Genomic DNA, 23792 nt, shown 5'->3' with positions numbered 1-23792 from the left:
CCGCGGGGCGTGAAGGAACCACGATGCGCTACCTACCCCTGACCGATACCGACCGTTCGGCCATGCTCGACACGATCGGAGCGCCCGATATCGATGCGCTGTTTGCCGATGTGCCCGAGGCGGCGCGGCTCTCCGGCCCGATCGAAGGCCTGCCGATGCACGCCAGCGAAATGGCGGTCGAAAAGCATATGCGGCGGCTGAGCAAGAAGAACCTTGCCGCAGCCGATGCGGCGTTCTTCCTCGGGGCAGGGGCCTACAAGCATCACATCCCGGCCAGCGTCGACCACATCATCCAGCGCGGCGAGTTCCTGACCGCCTACACGCCCTACCAGCCTGAAATCGCGCAGGGCACGCTGCAGATGCTGTTCGAATTCCAGACGCAGGTTGCGCGGCTCTACGGCTGCGCGGTGGCGAACGCCTCGATGTACGACGGCTCGACCGCCTGCTGGGAAGCGGTGGCGATGGCGGGCCGTGTGGCGCGCGGCAAGAAGCGCAAGGTCGTGCTCTCGGGCGCTCTCCATCCGCACTACGCCGAAGTTGTGCGGACGATGGCCAAGTTCACCGATGACGAGATCGCCGGTGCCCCTCCGAGCCTGACGCCGAAGCCCGACGACGACGGCCTGATCGCCCGGATCGACGAGGACACGAGCTGTGTTGTGGTGCAATACCCCGACATCCTCGGTCGCCTGCCCGACCTCGCGCGTATTGCCGAGGCGGCGCATGAGAAGGGCGCGCTGCTGATCGCGGTCAACACCGAGCCGGTGGCGCTGGGAGCGATCAAGTCGCCCGGCGAGCTGGGCGCCGATATCGTGGTGGGCGAGGGCCAGTCGATCGGCGTGGGCCTGCAGTTCGGCGGGCCCTATCTCGGCCTGTTCGCGGTGCGCGATGAAAAGCATGTCCGCATGATGCCCGGGCGCCTGTGCGGCGAGACGGTCGATGCGGAGGGCAAGCGCGGCTTCGTGCTGACGCTCTCGACCCGCGAACAGCACATCCGCCGCGAAAAAGCGACCTCGAACATCTGCACCAATTCGGGGCTGTGCGCGCTGGCGTTCAATGTCCACATGACGCTGCTCGGCGAGAAGGGTTTGAGGCGCCTCGCTATGGAAAACCATCGCCTCGCCTGCATCGCCGCCGAACGCCTGGCCAAGGTGCCGGGCGTCGAAGTGTTGAACGATGCATTTTTCAACGAGTTCACGATCCTGCTCGATGGCGATGCACGCAGCATAGTTCGCGAATTGACTAGGCAGGACATCTTGGCAGGCGTTTCGCTGGGCCGCCTTTTCCCCGACATCGGAAGCCTGTCGAACGGCCTGCTCGTCGCGGTTACCGAAACCACCACCGAGGAGGACATCGAAACACTGGCCTCCGCACTCGAGGAGGTGCAGACATGAACGCGCCCAATGCATCGGGCTGGAAGCCCGGCACGCCCGTCGAAGGTCACAATGCGATGAGCGGTCCCGACACTGCCACCGGCAATCGCGCGCTGATGCTCGAAGAACCGCTGCTGTTCGAAATCGGTCATATTGAAACAACCGGCGTAGATTTCGAATTCGCGACCAAACTAGGCCTTGCCGGTGTGGAGCAGCCGACGCCGCCGAGCCCCGCCCCGCCGTCGCGTCTCGGAGGTCTCGAGCGAACCGAGCGCATTGGGTTGCCTGGTCTCTCCGAACCCGAAACCGTGCGCCACTATACGCGCCTGTCGCGTCAGAACTATGCGATCGATCTCGGTCTCTTCCCGCTGGGTTCGTGCACCATGAAGCACAACCCCAGACTGAACGAGAAGATTGCGCGGATGCCCGGATTTGCCGACGTCCATCCGCTGCAGCCGGTCGACACTGTTCGCGGTGCACTCGAAGTCGTCAACGAACTCGCATATTGGTTGGTCAAGCTTACCGGCATGCACGGCGTCGCGATGAGCCCCAAGGCGGGCGCGCATGGCGAATTGTGCGGCATCCTGTGCATCCGCGCCGCGCTCGAGGCGCGGGGCGATGCGCGCGAGGTCATCCTCGTGCCCGAGAGCGCGCATGGCACCAACCCCGCCACTGCCGCCTTCGCGGGCTACAAGGTCGAGGACATCCCCGCCACGCCCGAAGGCCGCGTGGATCTGGAGGCGCTGAAGGCGCGGCTCGGCCCCGATGTCGCGGGCGTGATGATCACGAACCCCAACACCTGCGGGCTGTTCGAGCGCGACATGAAGGCGATTTCCGACGCGGTCCATGAGGCCGGCGGTTTCGTCTATTGCGACGGGGCGAACTTCAACGCGATCGTCGGCAAGGTTCGCCCTGGCGATCTCGGCGTTGATGCGATGCATATCAATTTGCACAAGACCTTCTCGACACCGCACGGCGGCGGGGGCCCGGGTTCGGGCCCCGTGGTACTATCTGAAGCGCTCGCGCCCTTTGGCCCGCTGCCTTACACTGCGCGCACTAAGGACGGCGTTGTCCATCTTGTCGAGGAAGAGGATGCAGAGGAATTCGCTCAGGAGCACTTCGGCGGCCCGCTGCAACACTTCGGCCGCATGACCGCGTTCCACGGTCAGATGGGCATGTTCACCCGCGCGCTGGCCTATATCCTCAGCCACGGTGCCGATGGTCTCAAGCAAGTGTCCGAAGACGCCGTGCTCAATGCCAATTACATCCTGCGCAGCCTCGAAGACGTGCTCGATGCACCCTTCGGCCACAGCGGGCCGTGCATGCATGAAGCGCTGTTCAGCGACAAAGGCTTCGCCGACGACGTCTCGACGCTCGACCTGGCCAAGGCGCTGATCGACGAGGGCTATCACCCGATGACGATGTACTTCCCGCTGGTGGTGCACGGCGCGATGCTGGTCGAACCGACCGAGACCGAGAGCAAGGCGGCGCTCGACCAGTTCATCATGGCACTGCGCAGCGTAGCCGAGCAGGCCAAGGCGGGTGACGAAACGCTCAAGACCGCGCCGCATTACGCCCCGCGCCGCCGGCTCGACGAAACGCAGGCCGCGCGCAAGCCGGTGCTGGCGTGGAACGATCCCGATATGGCATGACGCTAACGGGGGTTGCGGCATTGCGTTACTGCTCTACAACCGCCGGATAACACAATAAAAATGGGTCGTTCGATGGACCGCGGGGAGGCGGGGGTTGAGCGAGGACAGGGACGACAATCTGCTGATCCGTGGCTGGCGCAATGTGCGCGAGGCCGGCCCGCGTCGTCTGGTGTTGACCGCGGTGCTGGTGCTCATGGCGCTGCTGATCGCGCGCTACAGCTGGAACATCCCGCACGAGGTGGTCCCCGACGAATGGCGTATCGAAGGCGCCGAGAATGTCGACATCACCACGCCGGGTACGGGCGACGCCGAACGCGCGCTCTATGACTGGCGCAGCTCCATCCTGGCGGACAAGATCGAGCAGGACGATCGCATTACGATGGTGGTCTATGACGACCAGACGCTGATCGCTGCGCGCAAACGCTCGCCGCTCGATCGCGGGATGCTGTCGCGCGCGCTGCAGATCATCGACGGGATGGAGCCCAAGGCGATCGGGCTCGATATTCTGTTCGACCAGCCGCAGGACGAGGATGCCGAGCTGCTCGCCACCTTGCGCGGCATGCAGACCCCGACGCTCGTCGGCTATGCCAATTTCGCGACCAACGAAGCCGATATCGTCTACGACCAGCAGGTCTATCTCGAGGAGTTCCTCGCCCAGCTCGAAGGGTCGAATGCGACCCCCGCCAGCATCCGGCTCGACAACACCAATGGCGTGACGCGCAAATGGCCGAGCATCGAACCCGACCTGCCGCCGGTGCTGGGCCGCGCCATGCTCCGTGCCGCGGGCGAGGGCGAGCTGGCGCTGCCAGGCTACGAAGGGGCGCTCCGCTATCGCCATCCCGCGTTCGAGAACGAGCCGATGTACGGACGTCTCCAGATCGACAATTTCCTCGACCCAGTGCTGATGGAAATTCCCGAGGTGCGCGCCATGCTGCGCGAACAGATCGAGGGGCGCTATATCCTCGTCGGCGGCGACATCATCGATTACGACCGCGTCCAGACCACCCTCTCCAGCGTCATCGGCGAAAATCCCGCCGGGCTGCGCGTCCATGCGGATATGATCGCGCAAATGCTCGACGGCGACCGGCGCGGGCAGGTGGGGGGGCTCACCCTATGGTTGATGGCGATACTGGTGGTCGCCACTGCCGTGCTCACCGGTCTGCTCGAATGGGGTAGCTGGCGCATCTACCTGCTGCTCGCGGCGCAGTTCGGCACCTTTATCGGCGTGCCTTTCGTGATGGAATGGCAGGGGGTCGATACGCTCGGCGTGCCCGCTGCCGGCTGGCTGCTCGGCTGGATCATTGCCTTTACCGCGGTGGTGTCGGCCGCGCGCGCGAGCGGCGCGGTGCAGCGGAATTTCGCGCAAGGCGCGCTGGGCAAATACCTCCCGCGCGAAATGGCGCAGGAAATCCTCGAAAACCCGCAGCTGCTCTCGCTCCATGGCGAGAAGAAGGAACTCTTCGTGCTGTTCTCGGACCTCGAGGGCTTCACCAAGATGAGCCATGCGATCGAGCCGGAAATGGTCGCCAAGCTGCTCAACCGCTATCTCGACATGCTGTCGGACGTGGTGCTCGATCATGGCGGCGTGATCGACAAATTCGTCGGCGATGCGGTGGTCGCCTTCTGGGGCGCGCCGATCGCGCGGCCCGACGATGGCGAGCGCGCCGCCCGCGCCGGTTATGCGCTTTGGCAGGCGGGCGAGGCGTTTCGCGAAGAAGTCGCGGCAATGGACGCCGGGCTACCCAAGATCGGCAAAACCCGCGTGGGGCTGCATTTTGGCGAGGCGGTGGTCGGCAATTTCGGCGGCGAGAACCGCATCCAGTATACCGCGCTGGGGGACAGCATGAACACTGCCGCACGGCTCGAGGCGGCCAACAAGGCGCTGGCATCCAGCGTCATGGCCAGCCGCGAATTCGCCGACCGGGCGGGGCTCGACTGGTGGCGTCCGATGGGCCGCGTGGTCCTGCGCGGACGCGCGCGCGCCGTCGAGCTGATGGAGCCGGTACCCGATTTCCCCGCTGCCGATCGGGCATTGCTGGCGGATGCATACAAGCTGGTCGGGACGGACGATGCTAGGGCAGCGGAGATCATCGCCGATGTCGTCAGCCGTCATCCGGCTGACACGGCGCTGGAAAACCTGTTATATCGAATTCAGAACCTGGATGATGGAGGGGCTTATGTCCTCGGTTAAGAACATACTCGCAGGGGCCGCGCTCTCGTTTGCAGCGCTCGGTTTTCTTGGATCGACACCCGCGCAGGCCGGGGTGGTGGTCAAGTCCAGCGGGCCGTCTGCCGAAACCTATCCGGTAGGCAAGAAGCTCGACGATGCGGCGAGCGTTACGCTCCGCACCGGCGACAGCATCACTGTGCTGACCGGCAGCGGGACACGCGTCATCTCGGGTCCGGGCACGCACCGGGTGGGGGCACGCGGCGCGAGCAAGCGGACCGCCTTTGCCATGCTGACCCGCCAGCAGTCGGGCGCCCGCGTCCGGACGGGGGCGGTGCGCGGCGGGGCTACCGGATCGTCCACCAATTCGAATCTGTGGAACATCGACATCAGCCGTCCGGGCAAGGTCTGCCTCCCGGCAGGCGATGCCATTACCTTCTGGCGTCCCTCGATCGAAGGCGGGGAAACCTGGGTGCTGGGTTCGGCGATTTCGGATTTCCACCTCCATTTCACCTTCGAGGACGGCTCCGCCACCGCTTCGCTCAGCGCCGACGAACTGCCGCTGGCGCAGAACCGGCTCTATGACCTGTCGGGTCCGGCGGGCGGGGCGAAGCAGCGCCTCGAATTCATTGCGCTGGACGAAACGCCGCAAGATCCCGAAGATCTGGCCGTCGCGCTGGCCAATCTCGGCTGCATGGGCCAGCTTGACCTCTTGAGCGAGAAACTGGCGAGCTAGGTATCTACCGGTGGCCCCGCGGTACGGGGCATGGCGGCTGCTGCGGGGGGCGGCAGCAGCAGACTAGGGCAATCGGGGAGGGCCGATGAAACGCCGGGCAGCACGCTGGCAAGGGGGACGGGGCGGAGCCGTGCGGGCGTTTGCGCTCGCGCTGCTGCTTGCGCTGGCCGCTGTTGCGCCCGCGAGCCCCGATTCCTCCGCCGCCAACGCCCAGTCCTCGACTGCAAACTTCGAAGGCGTGGCGACCTGTGCCGGCTCGACCTGCCATGGCCGCTCCGAAGGCAATGGTGCGGTCGTCCGGCAGGACGAGATCGCGACCTGGCAGGCCCCGTCTTCGGCCAGCGGGGCGCACAGCCGCGCCTATTCGGTGCTCGCCAGCCGCCGCGGGCGCCAGATCGCGCAGACATTGGGGCTGGGGGCGGCGACCTCCGCGCCCGCCTGCCTCGGCTGCCATGCAACCTATGTCCCGCAATCGCGCCGCGGCGCGCGTTTCCACACCAGCGACGGGGTGGGCTGCGAAAGCTGCCATGGCGCGGCAGAGGGCTGGCTGCAGGTCCATTACGAGAAGGCCGCCAGCCATGCTTCCAATGTGCGCGCGGGACTGGTGCCGCTCGAGGATCCGCAGGTGCGCGCGAAAATCTGTCTCGATTGCCATTACGGCAGCACTGATACGGGCCAGTTCGTCACCCATTCGATGATGGCTGCGGGCCACCCGCGGATTTCGTTCGAGCTCGATCTTTTCTCCTCGCTGCAGCAGCATCACACCGAAGATGCCGACTATGCCCGCCGCAAGGGGCGCAGCGACAGCGTACGGCTATGGGCGGTGGGCCAGGCGGAAGCGGTTGCGCGGGCGACCGATCTGTTCGCGCGGCCCGGCTTCGGCATGCGCGGGATGTTCCCCGAATTCTATTTCTACGACTGCCACAGCTGCCACCGCGCGATCACTGACGGGCCCGCCCGGCGGCTGACTTTCGAGACCAATCCCGGCCGCCCGATCCCCTTCGGCAATGCGCCGTTCAACGATGAAAACATCATCATGCTGTCCGCAGTGGGCCGGGCGCTGGCGCCCGGCGCTGGCGAGGCTTTCGGTGACGCGAGCGTGGAATTCCACCGCGCGATGGCCCGCGACCGGGGCAGCGCGCAACAGGCCGCGATTGCTTTGCGAGAGCGGGCGCAGGCGCTGTCCAATGCGCTGGCCGCGCGCTCGTTCGGCAGCAATGATGCCTATCAGGTGATCGCGGCGATCGCCTCGCAGGCGACCGCGCCGCGCTTTACCGATTACGCCGGGTCGGTCCAGGCGGTGATGGCGGTCGATACGCTGCTCAATGCGCTGGTCCGCGAAGGCCGCGTGACGGTCGGCGCGGCGGCTGCGATCCGCGCCAATATCAACCGTGCCTATGCCGCAGTGGCCGCGCCGGAGACCTATCGTCCCGCCGCATTCCGCAGCGCGCTGGCCAGCGCGACATCCGCGATCGGGAGCCTGCGATAATGCGGCGGCGCGCGCTTGGCTGCCTGACGGGGGCCCTTGCTCTGGTCCTGGCATCCTGCGGCGGCGATGGCGGATCGACGGGCGGCGGCGGAGGCGGCACGGCGTCTCCGACACCCAGTCCTACGCCGACCACCGGGGGGCGGCTGTTCACCGATCCGGCGCAGCGCGCGCTGTCGGTCGGCGATGTCCAGCAGATCATCGCGCAAGCCGTGGGCGAGGCGCAGGCACGCGGCCTCCCCGCCACCGTGGCGGTGGTCGACCGGGTGGGCAATGTCCTCGGCGTCTTCGCCATGACCGGCACGCCCGGCAACACCCGCATCAGCCGGCGCACGATCGCCGGGCGCGCCGCGCCGGGTGACGAGGTCGGGCTGCAGGGCGTCCAGGTGCCCACCGCCACCGCCGCCATCGCCAAGGCGATCACCGGGGCCTATCTCTCGAGCGGGGGCAATGCCTTTTCGACCCGCACTGCCAGCCAGATCGTGCAGGAGCATTTCCCGCCCGCCGCCTCGACCGTGGGGCTTGAAAGCGGGCCGCTGTTCGGCGTGCAGTTCAGCCAGCTGCCCTGTTCGGACCTTTCCACGCGGATGAGCGACGGGATGATCGGCCCGCAGCGCTCGCCGCTGGGGCTGGCCGCAGATCCGGGCGGTTTCCCGCTGTACAAGGACGGCGTTGTGGTCGGCGGCATCGGCGTTGCGGGCGACGGCGATTACGGCTTCGATCCCGATACGATCGATGTGGATCGCGCCGCCGAGGAATTCGCGGCACTTGCGGGCACGCAGGGATTCACCCCGCCGCGAGAAATCGAGGCGGACCGCATCCCGGTCGACGGCACCAGCCTGCGCTATAGCGATATCCCGGCCAGCGAGCTGGGACCGCTGCAGCGCAGTTTCGGCGCGGTCAACGGCCCCTCGGGTACGCTTGTGCCGGTGTTCGGCTACAATGACGGCTCGATCCGCGCGGGGACCGCCTATGGCACCAATGCCTCGGGCATCCGCCGCAGCACCGCGGGCGAGTTTGCCAATCGCGATGCCTATGTGCTGGTCGACGCGGCGGGGACGCCGCGCTTCCCGATCCGCGCGGGGACCGACGCCGCAAGCATTGCCGATCCGCTGAGCGCCGCCGAAGTGCGCGCGATGATGGAGGAGGCGTTCACCGTCCTCAGCCGCGCGCGTGCGCAGATCCGCCGCCCGCTCGACAGCCGGATGCAGGCGACCATCAGCGTCGTCGATACGCATGGCGCGGTGCTCGGCATTGTGCGTTCGCCCGACGGGCCGATCTTCGGCACCGACGTATCGCTGCAGAAGGCGCGCACCGCGGCCTTCTTCTCGAACCGCGTTGCGGCGGCGCAGTTGCAGGCCGCCGGGGCAGCAGCCGCTCGCTATGTCCAGCGGGTGCGCAGCTTCCTCGGCGATGCCAACGCGCTGACCGGGACCTTTGCCTTTGCCGATCGGTCGGGCGGCAATCTGTCGCGGCCCTATTTCCCCGATGGCGAGGTGGGCGATGTGGCCGGCCCGCTATCGGTCGAACTGCCGGGCCAGTTCAGCCCGTTCATGACCGGGCTGCAGACCGAGCTGATCGTCCCCAATCTCGTCCAGCATCTCGGCTTCGTGATTTCGGGCGGGGCCAGTCCCGATACGCCGCGCACCTGCACACAGGTACCCGATGCGCCGGGCGGCGGGAAGCGGCTGGCCAATGGCATCCAGATCTTCCCCGGTTCTGTACCGATCTATCGCGGGGACCAGCTCGTCGGCGGTATCGGGGTTTCGGGTGACGGAATCGACCAGGACGACATGGTCAGCTTCCTCGGCCTGCATAATGGCGGGCAGCGCACGGGCGGTATCGGCAATGCGCGCTTCGAGATCCGCGCCGACCGGATCGTGGTCAACGTCAACGGACGCAATGTGCGGCTGCGCTACGTCAATTGCCCCTTCGCGCCGTTTCTCGACGATCCCCGCCAGAATGTCTGCGAGGGGCTGTGATGACAGCAGTCGCGCTTACCCCGCTGGCTTTGTTGCTCGCTGCCCAGGCGGAACTGCCGCCCGAGCCCGCGCCTGCCGAAGCGCCGCCGGCGGTCAATCCCGAACCGGGCGAACCCGCCGCGGTCGACCCGGCGATCATCGATGGTCGCCGCCGTCCCGATTATACCGGGCCGCTGCCCGATCCGGTGTCGCAGACAAATGAGGGCGCGGTGCGCGCGCCGCCGCCCGAGGCGTTTCCGATCGACCAGGTCCCGATCCCCGACCGCTGGCGGCTGGTCGAAAGTCTCGGCCTGGTGACCGAACGCTGGTGGGACCCCTATAACCAGAACACCTACAAGGGCGACCGGCCGATCAATCCGGACAAGATGCCGTGGCTGCCGATCACCGGCGACGACTGGTTCTTCATCGTCAATGCGATAAGCGACACGGTGTTCGAACCGCGCACCTTCCCAATCCCGGTGGGAGTGCAGACGACCGAGCGGCCCGACAGCATCGACGTTTTCGGGAAGGACACCAGCTATGTCCTGTCGCAGAGCTTTATCGTCGGCGCCGCGCTGCTCAAGGGCAGCACCGCCTACAAGCCGCCCGATGTCGAATACCGCGTCACGCTGGCGGCCAATCTCAACTATGTCGATGTGCCCGAGCGGCGCGTGCTGTTCGTCGAACCGAGCAAGCCCTCGCATCGTTTCGACCACTTCGTCGGCGTGCAGGAAGCCTTCTTCGACTATCACTTCCGCAATGTCTCCGACCGCTACGATTTCGATAGCGTGCGGATCGGCATCCAGCCCTTCCAGGCCGACTTCCGCGGCTTCCTGTTCAACGACAACCAGCTCGGCGTGCGGTTTTTCGGAACGCGCGACAACAACCGCTTCCAGTACAATTTCGGCGGTTTCTGGCGGCTCGAGAAAGACACCAATAGCGGGCTCAACGCGGTGCTGCAGACGCCGCGCGATGATTATGTGTTCTACGTCAACGCGTACCGGCAGGATTTCCTGATCCCCGCGCTGACAAGCCAGCTGACCTTCGTGTGGAATGCCAATCGCGAAGCCGAAGACGTCCAGATCGACGACAATGGCTTCCCGGTGCGCCCCGCCTTGCTGGGGTCGCTGCGCGGGCGCGATTACGATGTCTTCTACCTCGGCTACAATGCCGACGGCCGGATCGGGCGCATCAATCTGACGGGCAGCGCCTATTATGTCTTCGGCGAGGACCGCAATTCCTTCTTCACCGACCGGCCCGCCGACATCAGCGCCTATTTCGCCGCGCTCGAGGCGAGCTACGACCGCGACTGGATCCGCTTCCGCCTGTCCGCCGCTTATGGCAGCGGCGACGACGATCCCTATGACGATGTCGAGACCGGTTATGACGCGATCTTCGAAAATCCCGTCTTTGCCGGGGCCGATACGTCCTATTGGATCCGCCAGACGATCCCCTTTGCCGGCGGCGGCCGCGCGATCAGCGTCAACGGGCGCAATGGCATCCTCAATTCGCTGCGCAGTTCGAAGGAACAGGGGCAGTCCAATTTCAACAATCCCGGGCTGATGCTGCTGGGCGCCGGCGCCGATTTCGATATTACGCCCGAGTTTCGCCTTTCCGCCAATGCCAACCACCTGTGGTTCGAGAACACGGCCACGCTGCAGGCGCTGCGCAACGAAGGCTCGATCCCCAAGGCGATCGGCTGGGACCTGTCCGCCGCCGCGATCTGGCGGCCCAAGGCGACGCAGAACATTGTTTTTCGCCTGTCCGCGGCGACGCTGATTTCCGGTGACGGTTTCGACGACCTGTTCACCTCGCTCGGCAATCCGCGTGCCTATTATTCGGTGCTCGCCAACGCAGTGCTGACCTACTGATGCGCAGTCTTTCCCGCCTCCTGCTGGCTATTGCGGTCATGCTTCTCGCCGGGGCCGTGGGCCTGCGCGCGGCGGAGAAGGAAAACCCCGTCAAGCGCGACTACAGCCTCGTCACCGCCGCGCCTGCGCCGCGGGTCCAGACCGAGGCGCAGATGGCGGCGAAATCGGCGGGCTGCGTTTCCTGCCATGTCCGCACCGACCAATCGACGATGCACGAAACGCCCGCCGTGCGGCTGGGCTGCATCGATTGCCACGGCGGCAATGCAGAAGTCTTCGGCGACAGCGACCTGCCGCATGACGACCCCGCCTATACTGCCGCGCGCGATGCGGCGCATGTGCTGCCCAAATATCCCGAAAGCTGGCACTGGCCCTCGTCGGCCAATCCCAAGCGCAGCTATGGCCTGCTCAATAAGGAAGACCCGGTCTTCATCCGCTTCGTCAACCCGAGCGACTATCGCGTGGTGCGCGAAGCCTGCGGCGCCTGCCATATCGAGACGATCGAGGCCTCCGAACGCTCGATCATGGCGACCGGCGCGATGCTGTGGGGCGGCGCGTCCTACAATAACGGCATCCTGCCCTTCAAACGCTACATCCTCGGCGAAGCGTACACGCGCGAGGGCGAGCCCGCGAAGATCGAAAGCCCCGGTGCGCCGGTAGCCAGTGTGACCGACAATCAGGAGGCGCGCGGCGCGCTGGCGGCGCTCTACCCGCTGCCGACCTGGCATGTGATCCCGCCGGGTGACGTGTTCCGCGTGTTCGAACGCGGCGGGCGCAATGTCGCCAGCCAATTTCCCGAGGTTGGCATTCCCAATCCCACCGGGCTGATCCAGCGGCTCGAGGAGCCCGGGCGGCCCGATCTCAAGCAGTCCAACCGCGGTGCGGGCACGGGCCTGCGCGTTGCGATTCCCGTGCTCAACATTCACAAGACGCGCCTCAACGATCCCTTCATGTGGTTCATGGGGACCAACGACCAGCCGGGCGATTACCGCCATTCGGGCTGCGCGAGCTGCCACGTGGTCTATGCCAACGACCGCGAGCCGCGTCATTCGCTGACCTATGCGCAATATGGCCGCGACGGGCAGAGCGCGACTGTCGATCCAACCATCGCCGGGCTTTACGAAGGCGCGCGCGGGGACGCGCATGGCGGGGGTCACGGCGCAGGCGACGACGCGGGCCATGGTGCGGTCAAGCAGCCCGGGCATGACGATCACGCGGTGGATCGGCCCGGCGATGGCCCGGACAAGGAACGCGGCCATCCGATCCGGCATACCTTCACCCGGTCGATCCCGACCGCGCAATGCATGAATTGCCACATGCACCAGCCGAACATCTTCCTGAATTCCTACCTCGGCTACACGATGTGGGATTACGAGAGCGATGCGCCGCATATGTGGCCCAAGGAGCAGAAATACCCCACCGCCGAAGAAGTGCACGCGGTGCTCGATCGCAACCCCGAAGCCGCCGCCCCCAAGGGCAAGTGGGCCGATCTCGACTTCCTGCGCAATGTCTACGACCTCAATCCCGAGCTCAAGGACACCCAGTTCGCCGATTATCACGGGCACGGGTGGAATTTTCGCGCGATCCTGAAACGCGATCGCGAAGGCAATCTGCTCGACAAGGACGACAATATTGTCCCGCCCGACGATCCGGAGAAGTGGCGGCGCGAAGGCGAAGGCAAGTTCGTCGAACCGGGCATCAATCCGGGCAAGACCGTCCACATGATGGACATCCATGCCGAAAAGGGCCTGCAATGCGCCGATTGCCATTTCGCGCAGGACAGCCACGGTAACGGGCTGATCTATGCCGAGGTCGCCAATGCGGTGGAGATCGGCTGCAAGGATTGCCACGGCACACCCGACGCCTATCCCACGCTGCTGACCAGTGGCCCCGCTGCGCCGCCCAAGGGCAACGATCTCTCGCTGCTGCGCAATCCGGATGGCAAGCGGCGGTTCGAATGGACCTATGGCGACGATGGCCGGCGGGTGCTCGTCCAGCGTTCGATCGTCGATCCCGAGCTTGAATGGAAAGTCAGTCTCGTGCGCGACAGCGTCGATCCCGTCTCGCACGAATTCAACGCCAAGGCCGCGCGCGCCAAGCTGATGAGCAAGCAAGGCGCGGAAACCGGATTGTTCGAATTCGGCACCGGCATCGCGCCCGAAGACCGCGCGCATGGCACCGAGGAAATGGCCTGTTTCACCTGCCATTTGTCATGGACCACCAGCTGTGGCGGGTGCCATCTGCCGATCGAGGCGAACTGGAAAACCAAGTCGCACCATTACGGGACCGAGGAAACGCGCAATTTCGCGACCTACAATCCGCAGGTGGCGCGCGACCAGATGTTCCAGCTAGGCCGCCACCAGACCACCAAGGGCAACCAGGTCGCGCCGATCCGTTCGACCAGCGCGCTGGTGCTGTCCTCGACCAATATCAACCGCGAGCGGATCTATGTGCAGCAGCCCCCGGTCGCGGCCTCGGGCTATTCGAGCCAGGCCTTCGCGCCGCATTTCCCGCATACGGTGCGCCTGACCGAGACCAAGACCTGCACCGACTGCCATCTGTCGGCGGCGGACGATAACAATGCGATCATGAGCCAGCTGCTGTTGCTCGGCACCAATTTCGTCAATTTCGTCGGACTCAACGCCTGGGTCGGGCTCGATACCGGCTTCGAGGCGGTGCGTGTGACCGAATGGGACGAACCGCAGACCGTCCTGGGCAGCTATCTGCACAAATACGCCTATCCCGATTACTGGCGCATGCATGTCGAGGACAATGATCGCGAATTGAAGGACTGGGTTCGCGGCCAGACCTTCGATGGCGATGCCAGCGGCGAGACCAAGCCATTCGAGCAATTCGCCAATGTCCACGAAGGCACGCGCGATGGCGTCGGCTGTCTGCAGCTGCGCGGCGAATACATGTTCGTCGCCGAAGGGAAGGGCGGCTTCCGCGTCTACGATGTCGCCTCGATCGCCAATAAGGGCGTCTCCGAACGCATCCTCACCGCGCCGTTCAGCGCGATGGGGCACGACACGCATGTGAAGACCAAGAATGCCACCTGCATGGCGCTGGCGACCACCCAGCCGGTCCGGCCCGACCGCAACCGGGCGATGGCGGCAACCCCCGTCAACGATGCCGCGGGCAATCCGGTGCTCAATGCCGACGGTACGCCGATGACGCTGCTGCAGGTCAATGAAGAACAGCCGATGAGGCCGATCTACGACTATGCGGTGGTCACCGACGCGGTCGAAGGGCTGGTGCTGGTCGATATCGTGACGATGGCCGATGGCGAATTTCGCAACAACCAGCTCGACCGCACGCGGTTTGCCGATGGCAGCACGGCGTGGAACCCCGATGGCGTGCTCGCGGGTGCGCGGCATGTGACGCTCGCCGGCGACATCGCCTTCATCACCGCCGATGCCGGGCTGGTGGTGGTCGATCTGGCAACCCCGACAGACCCACAGCTGATGGCCGTGCGCGCGCTTACCGATGCCCGCGCCTCGACCATCCAGTTCCGCTATCTCTGGGTGACCGATGCCGAGGGGGTGAAGCTGTTCGACGTCACCGACATGCGCAATCCGGTCGCCATGCCGCAGGCGAGTGTGCCGCTGGCCGATGCGCAGCGGGTCTATGTCGCGCGTACCTATGCCTATGTCGCGGCCAAGCAGGACGGGCTGGTGATCCTCGATGTGACGCGCCCGCTATCGCCCCGCATCTACCAGAAGGTCACGCTGGGCGGGACGCTCAATGATGCCGAGGACGTCATCGTCGGTTCGACCAATGCCACGCTGTTCGCCTATGTCGCCGACGGGCGCAACGGGTTGAAGGTGCTGCAGCTGACCACGCCCGACAGCCAGCCGAATTTCTATGGCTTCAGCCCCGCGCCCAAGCCCGAATTGATCGCCTGGGCGCGCACCAAGGGGGCCGCGCGCGCGCTCAGCAAGGGGATCGACCGCGACCGCGGGGTCGATGAGACCGGCGGTCAGATGGCGGTCTTCGGGCGGCTCGGATCACGCCCGTTCAACCGCGAGGAGATGGAAAAGCTGTTCCTCACCCGCGCCGGCGTGCCGTGGAAGGTTTCGGACGAGCCCGACATGGGCGCATGGGTCGGCGGGCGCGGACCGTGGCTGGACCCGGACCGGGCGGCGCCGGGCGACTGAGCGCCCCGGAATATTCCCCCGATCAGGAAGCCACATCGCTGGGCGTTGCCCCATCAGGGGGCTTGGCCAGACTACCGGCGTTCGGCCTTCATCTCGCGCACCATGGGTTTGAGATGCTCGCCATAATGCGCGAGCACTTCCCATTCACCGCAGCTTTCGTAATGCGTCACCAGGTCCGTGCCGTCCCAGTAATGCAGCGCGTAGCTGGCCGGCTCGGTGGTGATCAGCGCGCGATTGTCCGCTGCATGCTCGTCGATCGGGCGCAGGTCGAGCGCCACCAGCGGCGCGACCGAAGGCGTGATACCGAGCGGGATGCCCTTGAACCGCGCTGCGACGCGGCGATGCAGATGCCCGCAATGAATTGCCTGGATCGTATCCTGGTGCCCGTCCACGGCAGCGGCGAAGTTGGCAATCCATGGCTCGTCCGGCGCAGGGTCCATCCAGTCGATGCCGGCGACGATCGGCGGGTGGTGCATGAAGATGACGCAGGGCTTGCCGCCGCCGCTCGCCAGCGCCGCGCGTAGCCAGTCGCGCCGCTTTTCGCAGAAGGCGCCGCCATGACGGCCCGGCTCGAACGTATCGAGACAGATGATCCGCAACCCGTCCTGCTCGACCACATACTGCAGGAATTCGCCTTCGCAGGGCGTGTCGGGAAACGCGCGGAGCAGCTCCTCGCGGTCGTCGTGATTGCCCACCAGCGGCAGCATGGGGCAGGGAATATCGGCCAGCATCGCAGCGATCTTGGAAAAGCTGTCGCGGTCGCCATGGTCGGTGAGATCGCCCGACAGAACGAGGAAATCGAGCGTGTGCGGGGTCTTTGCCAACCGTTCGAGCACCGCGCCGAAGCGGATGCGGTTGAGCTCTTCCGGACGCGCGTCCGGATCGAAACCGATATGGACATCGGTCATCTGAGCGATCAGCAAAGCGTCTCTCCCCCTGATGCCACACCGACCCTCATTCGCTGCCCTCGCGCTGCCGCGACAGGCGGGCCACCCGATCGGGCACCGGGCTTTGCGGGCCGTCCTCGCGGCGCTGGAAGGTCGGCGGGTGATAGCTGTGGCACATGGCGCAGGTCGACGGCACATCCGCCGTCACCGCGTCGGCCCCCTGGTGGCATTCGCGGCAACTGTTCAGCGTCGGCAGCAGCAGGTCGGTAGCGCTGGCGGAGGTGTCGGCGGCGTGGCAGCTGCTGCATTCCTCCTGCTCATGCGCCTTGTGATCGAACCGGCCATTGAGGAAATAATGGCTGCGCTGGAACACCGGCACCACGCTCGGCTGCCCGTCGACCGTGGTGGGGATGTGACATTCGCCGCAGACGCCATCCTCGGACAGCGCCCGGGCGACGCCGAGATAGTTGCGCGCAGGCGCACCGAAATCCTGGAAATAGCGGCCGCCGCGCTTGAACTCGCCCGGGCGCCTCAGCCCGCTGGTGATCGGTTCGCGCGGGGCGCGGTCCATCGCGACCAGGTCGGCGCGCATCTGCGCCACATCGCCATGGCGCAGGGACCGGAAGGTCGTGCCGACCTTGTCGTAAACGAGGCTGTGGCAGCTTTCGCAATCGCTTTCCATTTCCACCGGCAGGAAGCCGATGCGGTCGGCGGTCGGGCGGTGGCAATCGGCACAGACCAGCGCTTCGCCATAATCGGGCAGCGTCCCCGCCATCCGCGCGACGCCATTGGTCTCCGAGAGATGCATGTCATGCGGGAAGCGCAGCCCGCTGTTTTCGCGCGCCTTGCCGTCGAGCGTTACGCGCGCGGTGCGATCGCTGCCGGCCTCGGTGAACACCAGCGCCTGCAGTTCGGGGTGGTCCGTGCCGAAATCATGCGCATTGCCGAGCGCGGTGTCGCTTAGCCGCGTGTCCATCGCCTCGTGGCAGCTCGAGCAGAATTGCTGCGCCGCAGGCTCCATCCGCCCGGCGCCTTCATGCTCGGTATGGCAAGTGGTGCAGGCTTCGGGGCCTTCCTTGCCGAAGACCCCGGCGACGTCCCATAGCAGCGCTTCGCCCGTACCCATCGGCCCGCGTGAGGCAGCGAGCCGGTCCATCTCGGCATGGCCGCCGATATTTTCGTGGCACGACAGGCAGGTCTCGTCGCGGACCGAGACGAAGGGTTCGACGTGGCAGGCCTCGCAATTGTTCTCGAGCGAATGGTGCGCGAGGCTCAGCTTGCCCGTGCTCCAGCTGTCGTCCCATGCCACCTGGTCCACGCCATGCGCGCCGGGCTGCTTGTCCGCGCGTGCGAGATTGGTCCAGATCGGCACGGCGAGGAAGGCGATGAGGATCACCAGCACGCCGATCCACGCAGCCGCGCGCTTGCTCGGCATGACGCTGGCAAGATCGAAGCCGCGCACCGCATCGCGATTCCCGAACTCGCGCTCTTCCTGCGTCACCGTGACCAGCGTGCGCCCGTCCGCCTCTAGCCCGAAGGTCAGCGTATAGAGGCCGAGCGTCAGCGCACCGCCCGCCGCCGGGTCGATGCTCACCGATTTGCGCTTGTGCCCGTCGAAAGTGAAATCGCGGCTGCCCGCGGCCTCGATCGCCAAATGGCCGCGGTCGGTGCGGGTGACCGAGACATGGTGCTGTTCGACCGCAAGGTCGGCCACCACGACATCGTTGGTCGTTGCGCGGCCGATTGCCAGCGTGTCGCCTTCGACAACGCGGTCGCGCACGATTTCACGCCCGGTGGCGGTGAGGTCGATGGTGCGGATGAGGAATGTCATGATCCGCCCGTCACCAATAATAGAACACGCTGACGACATGCGCCGTCAGGGCCGCGAGCAGCGCGATGGTCAGCGGCACATGCACATAGAGCCAGATCTGGAGCAGCGCCTTGGTCTGCATCTGGCGGCGGATCTGGTCGATCTGTGCGGCGCGCTTGCCGAGCAGCGAGCGGACCTTCTGCTGCGCGAGGTCATGCAGGTCGTCATCATAGGCGCGCCCGGTCGAGATATGCTGCAGCGCCGCGCGGGTCGCATCGCGGCGGCTGGATCCGCGGAACCGTGCGGCGATCCCGGAAGAGAAGACATCCTGTTCGAGTGCGGCGATCACCCGGTCGGCATCGTCGCGCGACAGCGGCTGAGCAGCGGCCTCGAGCTGCTTATCGATCGCCGCGAGGCTTTCGATCATCTGCTCGCGCGTCATCTCGCGGCGGTTTTCGGACAGGGCCTGCGGCAGTGAGGCATAGACCGCGATGCCATAGGCACCCGAGATGATCACCAGCATCATCAGCACCCAGGCCAGCGTATGGACGTTCCACCCAAGCTGGAAGCCGGTGTGCAGCGTTCCGATGATCACCAGCGACAGGCCGAGATAGACATGCGCGCTGGTCCACGCCTTGAGGCTCCAGCTGCCCGGCGTCGGGCGGCGCTTGCGAATGCCCAGCCACGCCAGCCAGATGATCAGCCCCGCGCCCAGTGTGCCCAGCGTATATCCGTACCAGCTCCCGCCATTGTGCCGCGGATCGACGTCGATCAGGACATAGGTGAGCACCACGAAGAGCCCGAGGAAGGCCGCCACCCGGGCCCAGTAATAGGCGCGGTGGGCGAGGAAGCTTTCGTGATTGGCCGAGCGGCGCTGCTCGATCTCGGCATGGCCCGTGGCATCGTCGCTGGAGGAGACGGTTGCCATCAGTCGGCCCCTTCTTCGAGCCGTGCGACGGTGAGGAAGCGTTCGGGGCTCACGCGGATCGCCGCGCCGGTCGGGCAGGCGCGCACGCAGGCGGGACCGCCCTCGATCCCGCTGCACATGTCGCATTTGATCGCCAGCTTGGCGGTCTCGCCCACTTCGGCGGCCTTGCGCGTGCGCCATGCATAGCTGGCTTCGCCGGGGCCGGGCCCCGCGCCGAACAGCAGCCAGCTGAGCAGGCCGGGCTTGGGCGGCGGCTTGGCATCCATCCGGATCACGCCATAGGGGCAGTTGCGCTGGCAATTGCCGCAGCCGATGCAGGTCTCGTCGATCACCACCTCGCCATCGGAACCGCGCTTGATCGCATTGGGCGGGCAGTCGGCCATGCAGTGCGGATGCTCGCAATGCCGGCACGAGGTCGGCACGTGCAGATGCGCATAGGTCCGCCCCGCCTCGCGGTCGAGCCGGCTGAGGCCGTCATGGCTGTCGGCGCAGGCCTTCTCGCAATTGTCGCAGCCGACGCACAGCTTCTCGTCGATCAGCAGCACGTCGGTTGCCTCGCCAAGCCCGTTCTCGACGAGGAATTGCGCGGTCTGCGAATACATGTCGACCGCGCCGCCGAAGCTCGCCTTGCGGCTTTCGACGAAGTCGTTGATCTCGCGCCGCGCCGCCATGTCCTTGAGCGCACGGGTGCGGATATCGGGCTTGGCGTCGAGCAATGCGTTGAACATCTCGCCCGGGAAGCGGATCACCTCGCTCTTGATCGCCGCGCGGACGCTGGCGGAGCGTTTCGACCCGTCGATTACTGCCATTTCGCCGAAATAGGAGCCGGCAGGAAGGTAGGAGAGGAAGACCGGCTTGCCGCCGAGGTCCTTCTCCACCACCATCGATCCGACGCGGACGATATAGATGTCCTTGTCGTCGGCGCCTTCTTCCACCACCACTTCGCCCGCGGGGACCGAGACCACTTCGGCGGCCTCGACCAGTTCGGCGATGTCGGCCGGGGTCAGGCCAGCACCGAAGATCTGCAGCACCTGCCGCTCGATCGAGATGCGGTTGACCGCACGGTTGGCCGAGGGCGCAGTGGCCAGCAGCTTGAGCGCGGCAAGGCGCGAGAATTCGACCACCACCGTGGGTTCTGCAGCGCGGATGGTGGACCCGCGCTTGCGGCCCGAAATCAGCCCGACCTCGCCAAAGATCGAGCCGGTTTCGATCGGCACGGTGACCGAACTGTCCTCGGGATTGACCTCGACCAGCACCGATCCCTCGGCAATCGCGAACATCGACGAACCCGGCTCGTTGCGGGTGAAGATCACTTCGCCGCGGTCATAGGCATGGACCCGGCTGTTGAGCATCAGCTCGCGCATCTGCAGCGGGCTCAGCTCCTGCAGGATGACGACCTGTGAGCGGAACGCCTCGAGCCAGTCGTCGACCGAGCGGCCGCCCGGCAGCGCGGCGAATTTCTCGGCCAGGATCGGTTCGTCGGCCGGTTTGAGATCGGTGTTGCCATCAAGGAATTCGATGACGTCATAGCCCTGGTTCATACAGTGCTTGATCAGCGGATAGCCCGCCAGCGCGCCGATCACATGGATGCCCGGCTGCGTGGTCTCGAAGCTGGGGGTCAGCTTGGGAAAGGCAGTGCGGTCCTCGCTCGCAAACTCGACGCCGCATCCTTCGACGAAGGCGCGCGGTGGCTGCGAGCCGGTGCGCGCAATGATCCGGTCGCAGCGTATGGTTTCCTGTCCGTCGCGCGTTTCGAGGATGATTTCGCCCGCGCGGACCTCCAGCGGACTGGTTTCGCGGCGTACCGAGATGCGCCCGTCGGCCTCGCCCTCTTCGAGCAGCTTGACGTTGGCGCCCTTGGCGCGTGCGAAATCGGCGCGGCGGTTGAGGATCGTGACGACATTGCCCTGCGCCTCGTCGGCGGCGAGGCCGAGCGCGTTCTCGATCCCCGCATCGCCCGATCCGATCACGGTGATGTGCTCGTCGACATATTCTGTGGGATCATCAAGCTGGTACTGGACGTGCGGCAGGTCGCCGCCCGGCAGCCGGAGCAAATTGGGATTGCCCTGCGTCCCGATCGCCAGCACCACCGCTTCGGCCTCGACCGTCGAACCGTCCTGCAAGGCCAGCGTGAACGCGCCCGCCTGTCCCGAAATGCCGGTGACATCGGCATTGGTGCGCACTGTGACCTGGCGGTCCGCCACCTGCCGGTCCCAGGTGTCGAGGATCACCTCGCGCTTGCCGGCATCGAAATCCAGATCGCTGCGCAGCACCAGATTGCTGGGCGTCGCCATGACGTGCTTGCCCTTCTGGTATTTGTAGATGGTATCGGAAAGATGGTCGGTCTTTTCGAGCAGCACATGGCTCATGCCGCGTTCTGCCGCATGCGCAGCCGCGCTCAGCCCGGCGGGGCCGGAGCCTACAATCGCTACACGAACTCTATCGCCCAAACCGCAATCCCCCCCGGAGGCTTGCGAACCCGTATTTTGTTATGAGGCGGCATCATAGGCAAAACTCAAGCGGTGGCAATTGCTTGTCGGGCCCAGCCGCGATAGCCAGCGGGCAAGGGGGACGTGATGGGCGAGAAAAAGACCGGCAACCGCGTGACAGGGGGTGTGCTGCTGTTCGGCCTGGCGCTGGCAGCCATCCTCGCAGCGGTTGGCTACCGCGCGCTCGACGGGGCTGATGCCGATACGGACGAATCGCCTGCGGCCACACCGCTCGAAGCGCTCGAAGCGCTCGAGGCGCGCGTTGCCGAAGAACCCGGCGATGCCGCGGCATGGCAGGAATTGGGTTTCACCCGCTATGGACGCGGTGAATTCGGCGCGGCGGCCACGGCCTACCGCGAAGCCACTGCGCTCGAACCCGACACTGCAGTACTGTGGTCGGCATACGGTGAAGCGCTGGTGATGGACAGCAAGCGCGATCCGCTGCCGCCCGAAGCGCTCGCCGCTTTCCGCCGCGCAATCGCGCTCGATCCGGCAGATCCGCGGGCGCGCTATTTCCTTGCCGTGAAGCGCGATCTCGATGGCGACCACGAAGGCGCGATTGCCGCGTGGCTCGCCCTGCTCGAAGACACGCCGCCGGGCGCGCCGTGGGAAGCCGATCTGGCGCGGACGATCGAGCAGGTGGCGACGATCAACAAGCTCGAGGTCGCTCCGCGGCTCGAACGCGCGCAGGCTGCGCGGTCAGTCCCCGCAGCGACAGGCGCGGGGCTGACCGCGACCGGCGCGATTCCCGGGCCGAACGCGGCACAGCTCGCCGCCGCTTCGCAAATGCCCCCGGGCGAGCAGCGCCAGATGGCCGAAGGCATGGTCGCCAGCCTCGAACAGAAGCTGGTCGCCGATCCGTCGAACCTCGACGGGTGGGTGATGCTGATGCGGTCGCGCACCACGCTGGGTCAGCCTGATCGCGCGCGCAAGGCGCTGAGCGATGCGGTCGCGGCCAATCCCTCCGCCGCCGCAAGGCTGCGCGCCGAAGCGGAAGCGCTCGGAATTCGCTAACCCTTGGGCGGCAGCTCGGGTGCGGGCTTCACGGTGATCGTGATCTGCGCCAGCGAGATGATCGCGACCCAGAAGCCGAGCACCGACAGCGCGGATGCGCCCATGACGGTGAAGGCAGCGCCCTTCAGCCCGTTCCAGCCCATCGCCACTTCGAGCAGCGCCAGGCCGATGATCGTGGGAATTGCGCGGATCAGGAAGGCGGTGCCTGCCCGGCCCGCGCTGACCAGCAGCGATTCGAGACTGGCCCCGACGAGTTCGATCGCGCCGGCGATGGCAAGGATCACCATGGTCCAGAACACGCGGAATTCGGGCCCCGCGATCAGGACCAGCGCGGTGCGGCCGAAGAACAGCGTTACCAGCACCGCCAGCACCCCGGCGATCAGCGCGATATTGGCCATCCGCCGGGCCATGTCATGCGCCGTTTCCCGGGCATGGACCAGTTCGGGATAGATCGCCTTGGAGACCGTCTGCGCGAGGCTGACGAGCGCTTGTCCCAGCTGGCTGGCAACGCGGTACCCGCCTGCTGCGGTTTCGCCGCCGATTGCGCCGACCAGCAGGATCAGCACCTGCTTGGCGCCGACATTGAGGCTGCCCGACATATTGGTCGACCAGACGAAGCGCCAGGCACCCGGATGCGCGCGCGGAATATGACGCAGGCTGATGCGCGAGAAGTTGATCCGCTCGAGCCGGCCGGCCGCGATCCACAAGGATACGGCCACCGCGATTTCTGCGGCGGCCCAGGCGAGGATAAAGCCGGTCACGGTCGGCATGGCGATTGCGGCAGCTGCCGCGCCCGCCGCGCGCACCACCGGCTGCACCGCTTCGGCCGCGGTGGTGCGTGCATAGGCGAAGCGCAGCCGCAGCAGGCCGGTGGGGGTGGTGCGGATCGCGAGCAGCGAGATCACGCAATAGCCGAAGGCCACCGGTAACAGCTCGTCGGGCAGCGGCAGCCAGAGCGGTGCGCTCCCCACCAGCGCGGCTGCCAGCACGAGGCCCAGTGCAACCGACAGCAGGTCGAGCGCAATCGCGAAGCCGGTCGCATCGGCGGGCCCGTCCTCGTCCGCGCCCCAGCGCACGACGAATTGCCAGGTCTGGAAATTGGCCAGCCCGGTGACCGTCTGTCCCAGCGCGAGGATGATCGCGAAATAGCCGAAATGGTCGAGCCCCAGCGTCCGCGTGGCGAGCGCCAGGTAGATGATGCTCAAAACGGCGTTGAGGCCGCGCCCGGTCAGCAACCAACCGATATTGCGGAGCAGGCGATGCATCG

Annotated in this window: 14 protein-coding genes; 9 read left to right on the top strand and 5 right to left on the bottom strand. The window is 66.1% G+C overall.

Going from position 1 to position 23792, the window contains the following annotated elements:
• Positions 1-23 precede the first annotated feature (23 nt).
• From gcvPA to J2S32_RS07305, 8 genes are all read left to right on the top strand, one after another.
• On the top strand, positions 24-1391 hold the full coding sequence (gcvPA, locus tag J2S32_RS07340; protein ID WP_253519584.1) for an aminomethyl-transferring glycine dehydrogenase subunit GcvPA: 1368 nt from the start codon (positions 24-26) through the stop codon (positions 1389-1391).
• Positions 1392-1447: 56 nt separating this feature from the next.
• Complete coding sequence (gene gcvPB, locus J2S32_RS07335; RefSeq protein ID WP_437181932.1) at positions 1448-3022, top strand: aminomethyl-transferring glycine dehydrogenase subunit GcvPB; 1575 nt, start codon at positions 1448-1450, stop codon at positions 3020-3022.
• A 94-nt stretch (positions 3023-3116) separates the two neighbouring features.
• Positions 3117-5213, top strand: a complete 2097-nt coding sequence (locus J2S32_RS07330) for an adenylate/guanylate cyclase domain-containing protein (protein ID WP_253519577.1) — start codon at positions 3117-3119, stop codon at positions 5211-5213.
• Positions 5200-5925 (top strand): hypothetical protein, encoded by a 726-nt coding sequence (locus J2S32_RS07325; protein ID WP_253519574.1) that lies wholly within the window; start codon positions 5200-5202, stop codon positions 5923-5925. Before J2S32_RS07330 ends, J2S32_RS07325 begins: the two co-directional genes overlap by 14 nt.
• An 85-nt stretch (positions 5926-6010) precedes the next feature.
• The gene (locus J2S32_RS07320) at positions 6011-7414 is read left to right on the top strand and encodes a cytochrome c family protein (RefSeq protein ID WP_253519555.1); all 1404 of its coding nucleotides are present in this window, start codon (positions 6011-6013) and stop codon (positions 7412-7414) included.
• The gene (locus J2S32_RS07315) at positions 7414-9393 is read left to right on the top strand and encodes a heme-binding protein (RefSeq protein WP_253519550.1); all 1980 of its coding nucleotides are present in this window, start codon (positions 7414-7416) and stop codon (positions 9391-9393) included. The genes J2S32_RS07320 and J2S32_RS07315 overlap by 1 nt, the downstream gene beginning before the upstream one ends.
• Positions 9393-11243, top strand: a complete 1851-nt coding sequence (locus tag J2S32_RS07310) for a hypothetical protein (protein ID WP_253519546.1) — start codon at positions 9393-9395, stop codon at positions 11241-11243. Before J2S32_RS07315 ends, J2S32_RS07310 begins: the two co-directional genes overlap by 1 nt.
• Positions 11243-15397 carry a multiheme c-type cytochrome gene (locus tag J2S32_RS07305; RefSeq protein ID WP_253519542.1) on the top strand — a complete coding sequence of 1385 codons (4155 nt, stop codon included), beginning with the start codon at positions 11243-11245 and terminating at the stop codon, positions 15395-15397. Before J2S32_RS07310 ends, J2S32_RS07305 begins: the two co-directional genes overlap by 1 nt.
• Positions 15398-15468: 71 nt before the next feature.
• On the opposite strand, the gene J2S32_RS07300 is transcribed toward J2S32_RS07305, so the two are convergent.
• Genes J2S32_RS07300 through J2S32_RS07285 form a run of 4 tightly spaced genes read right to left on the bottom strand, consistent with a single transcriptional unit; the run spans position 15469 to position 21472 of the window.
• Positions 15469-16320, bottom strand: coding sequence for a metallophosphoesterase (locus tag J2S32_RS07300; RefSeq protein WP_253519539.1), 852 nt, complete (start codon positions 16318-16320; stop codon positions 15469-15471).
• Positions 16321-16351: 31 nt separating this feature from the next.
• Positions 16352-18115 carry a cytochrome c3 family protein gene (locus J2S32_RS07295; RefSeq protein WP_253519535.1) on the bottom strand — a complete coding sequence of 588 codons (1764 nt, stop codon included), beginning with the start codon at positions 18113-18115 and terminating at the stop codon, positions 16352-16354.
• Between the two features lie 10 nt (positions 18116-18125).
• Positions 18126-19022: a hypothetical protein gene (locus J2S32_RS07290; protein ID WP_253519532.1), complete on the bottom strand. Its 897-nt coding sequence runs from the start codon at positions 19020-19022 to the stop codon at positions 18126-18128.
• Positions 19022-21472: a cyclic nucleotide-binding domain-containing protein gene (locus J2S32_RS07285; RefSeq protein ID WP_253519527.1), complete on the bottom strand. Its 2451-nt coding sequence runs from the start codon at positions 21470-21472 to the stop codon at positions 19022-19024. The genes J2S32_RS07290 and J2S32_RS07285 overlap by 1 nt, the downstream gene beginning before the upstream one ends.
• 126 nt (positions 21473-21598) lie before the next feature.
• On the opposite strand from J2S32_RS07285, the gene J2S32_RS07280 reads away from it, so the two are divergent.
• The gene (locus J2S32_RS07280; RefSeq protein WP_253519524.1) at positions 21599-22525 is read left to right on the top strand and encodes a tetratricopeptide repeat protein; all 927 of its coding nucleotides are present in this window, start codon (positions 21599-21601) and stop codon (positions 22523-22525) included.
• On the opposite strand, the gene J2S32_RS07275 is transcribed toward J2S32_RS07280, so the two are convergent.
• Positions 22522-23790, bottom strand: a complete 1269-nt coding sequence (locus J2S32_RS07275) for a lipopolysaccharide biosynthesis protein (RefSeq protein WP_253519521.1) — start codon at positions 23788-23790, stop codon at positions 22522-22524. The two genes, J2S32_RS07280 and J2S32_RS07275, sit on opposite strands and share 4 nt — an antisense overlap.
• Positions 23791-23792: the final 2 nt, after the last annotated feature.

The sequence above is a fragment of the Qipengyuania citrea genome (assembly GCF_024171405.1).
In the GTDB taxonomy this organism is placed as follows: Bacteria; Pseudomonadota; Alphaproteobacteria; order Sphingomonadales; family Sphingomonadaceae; genus Qipengyuania; species Qipengyuania profunda.
The sequence above is the reverse complement of the archived record's forward strand: the minus strand, read 5'-3'. Positions and strand labels throughout refer to the sequence as shown.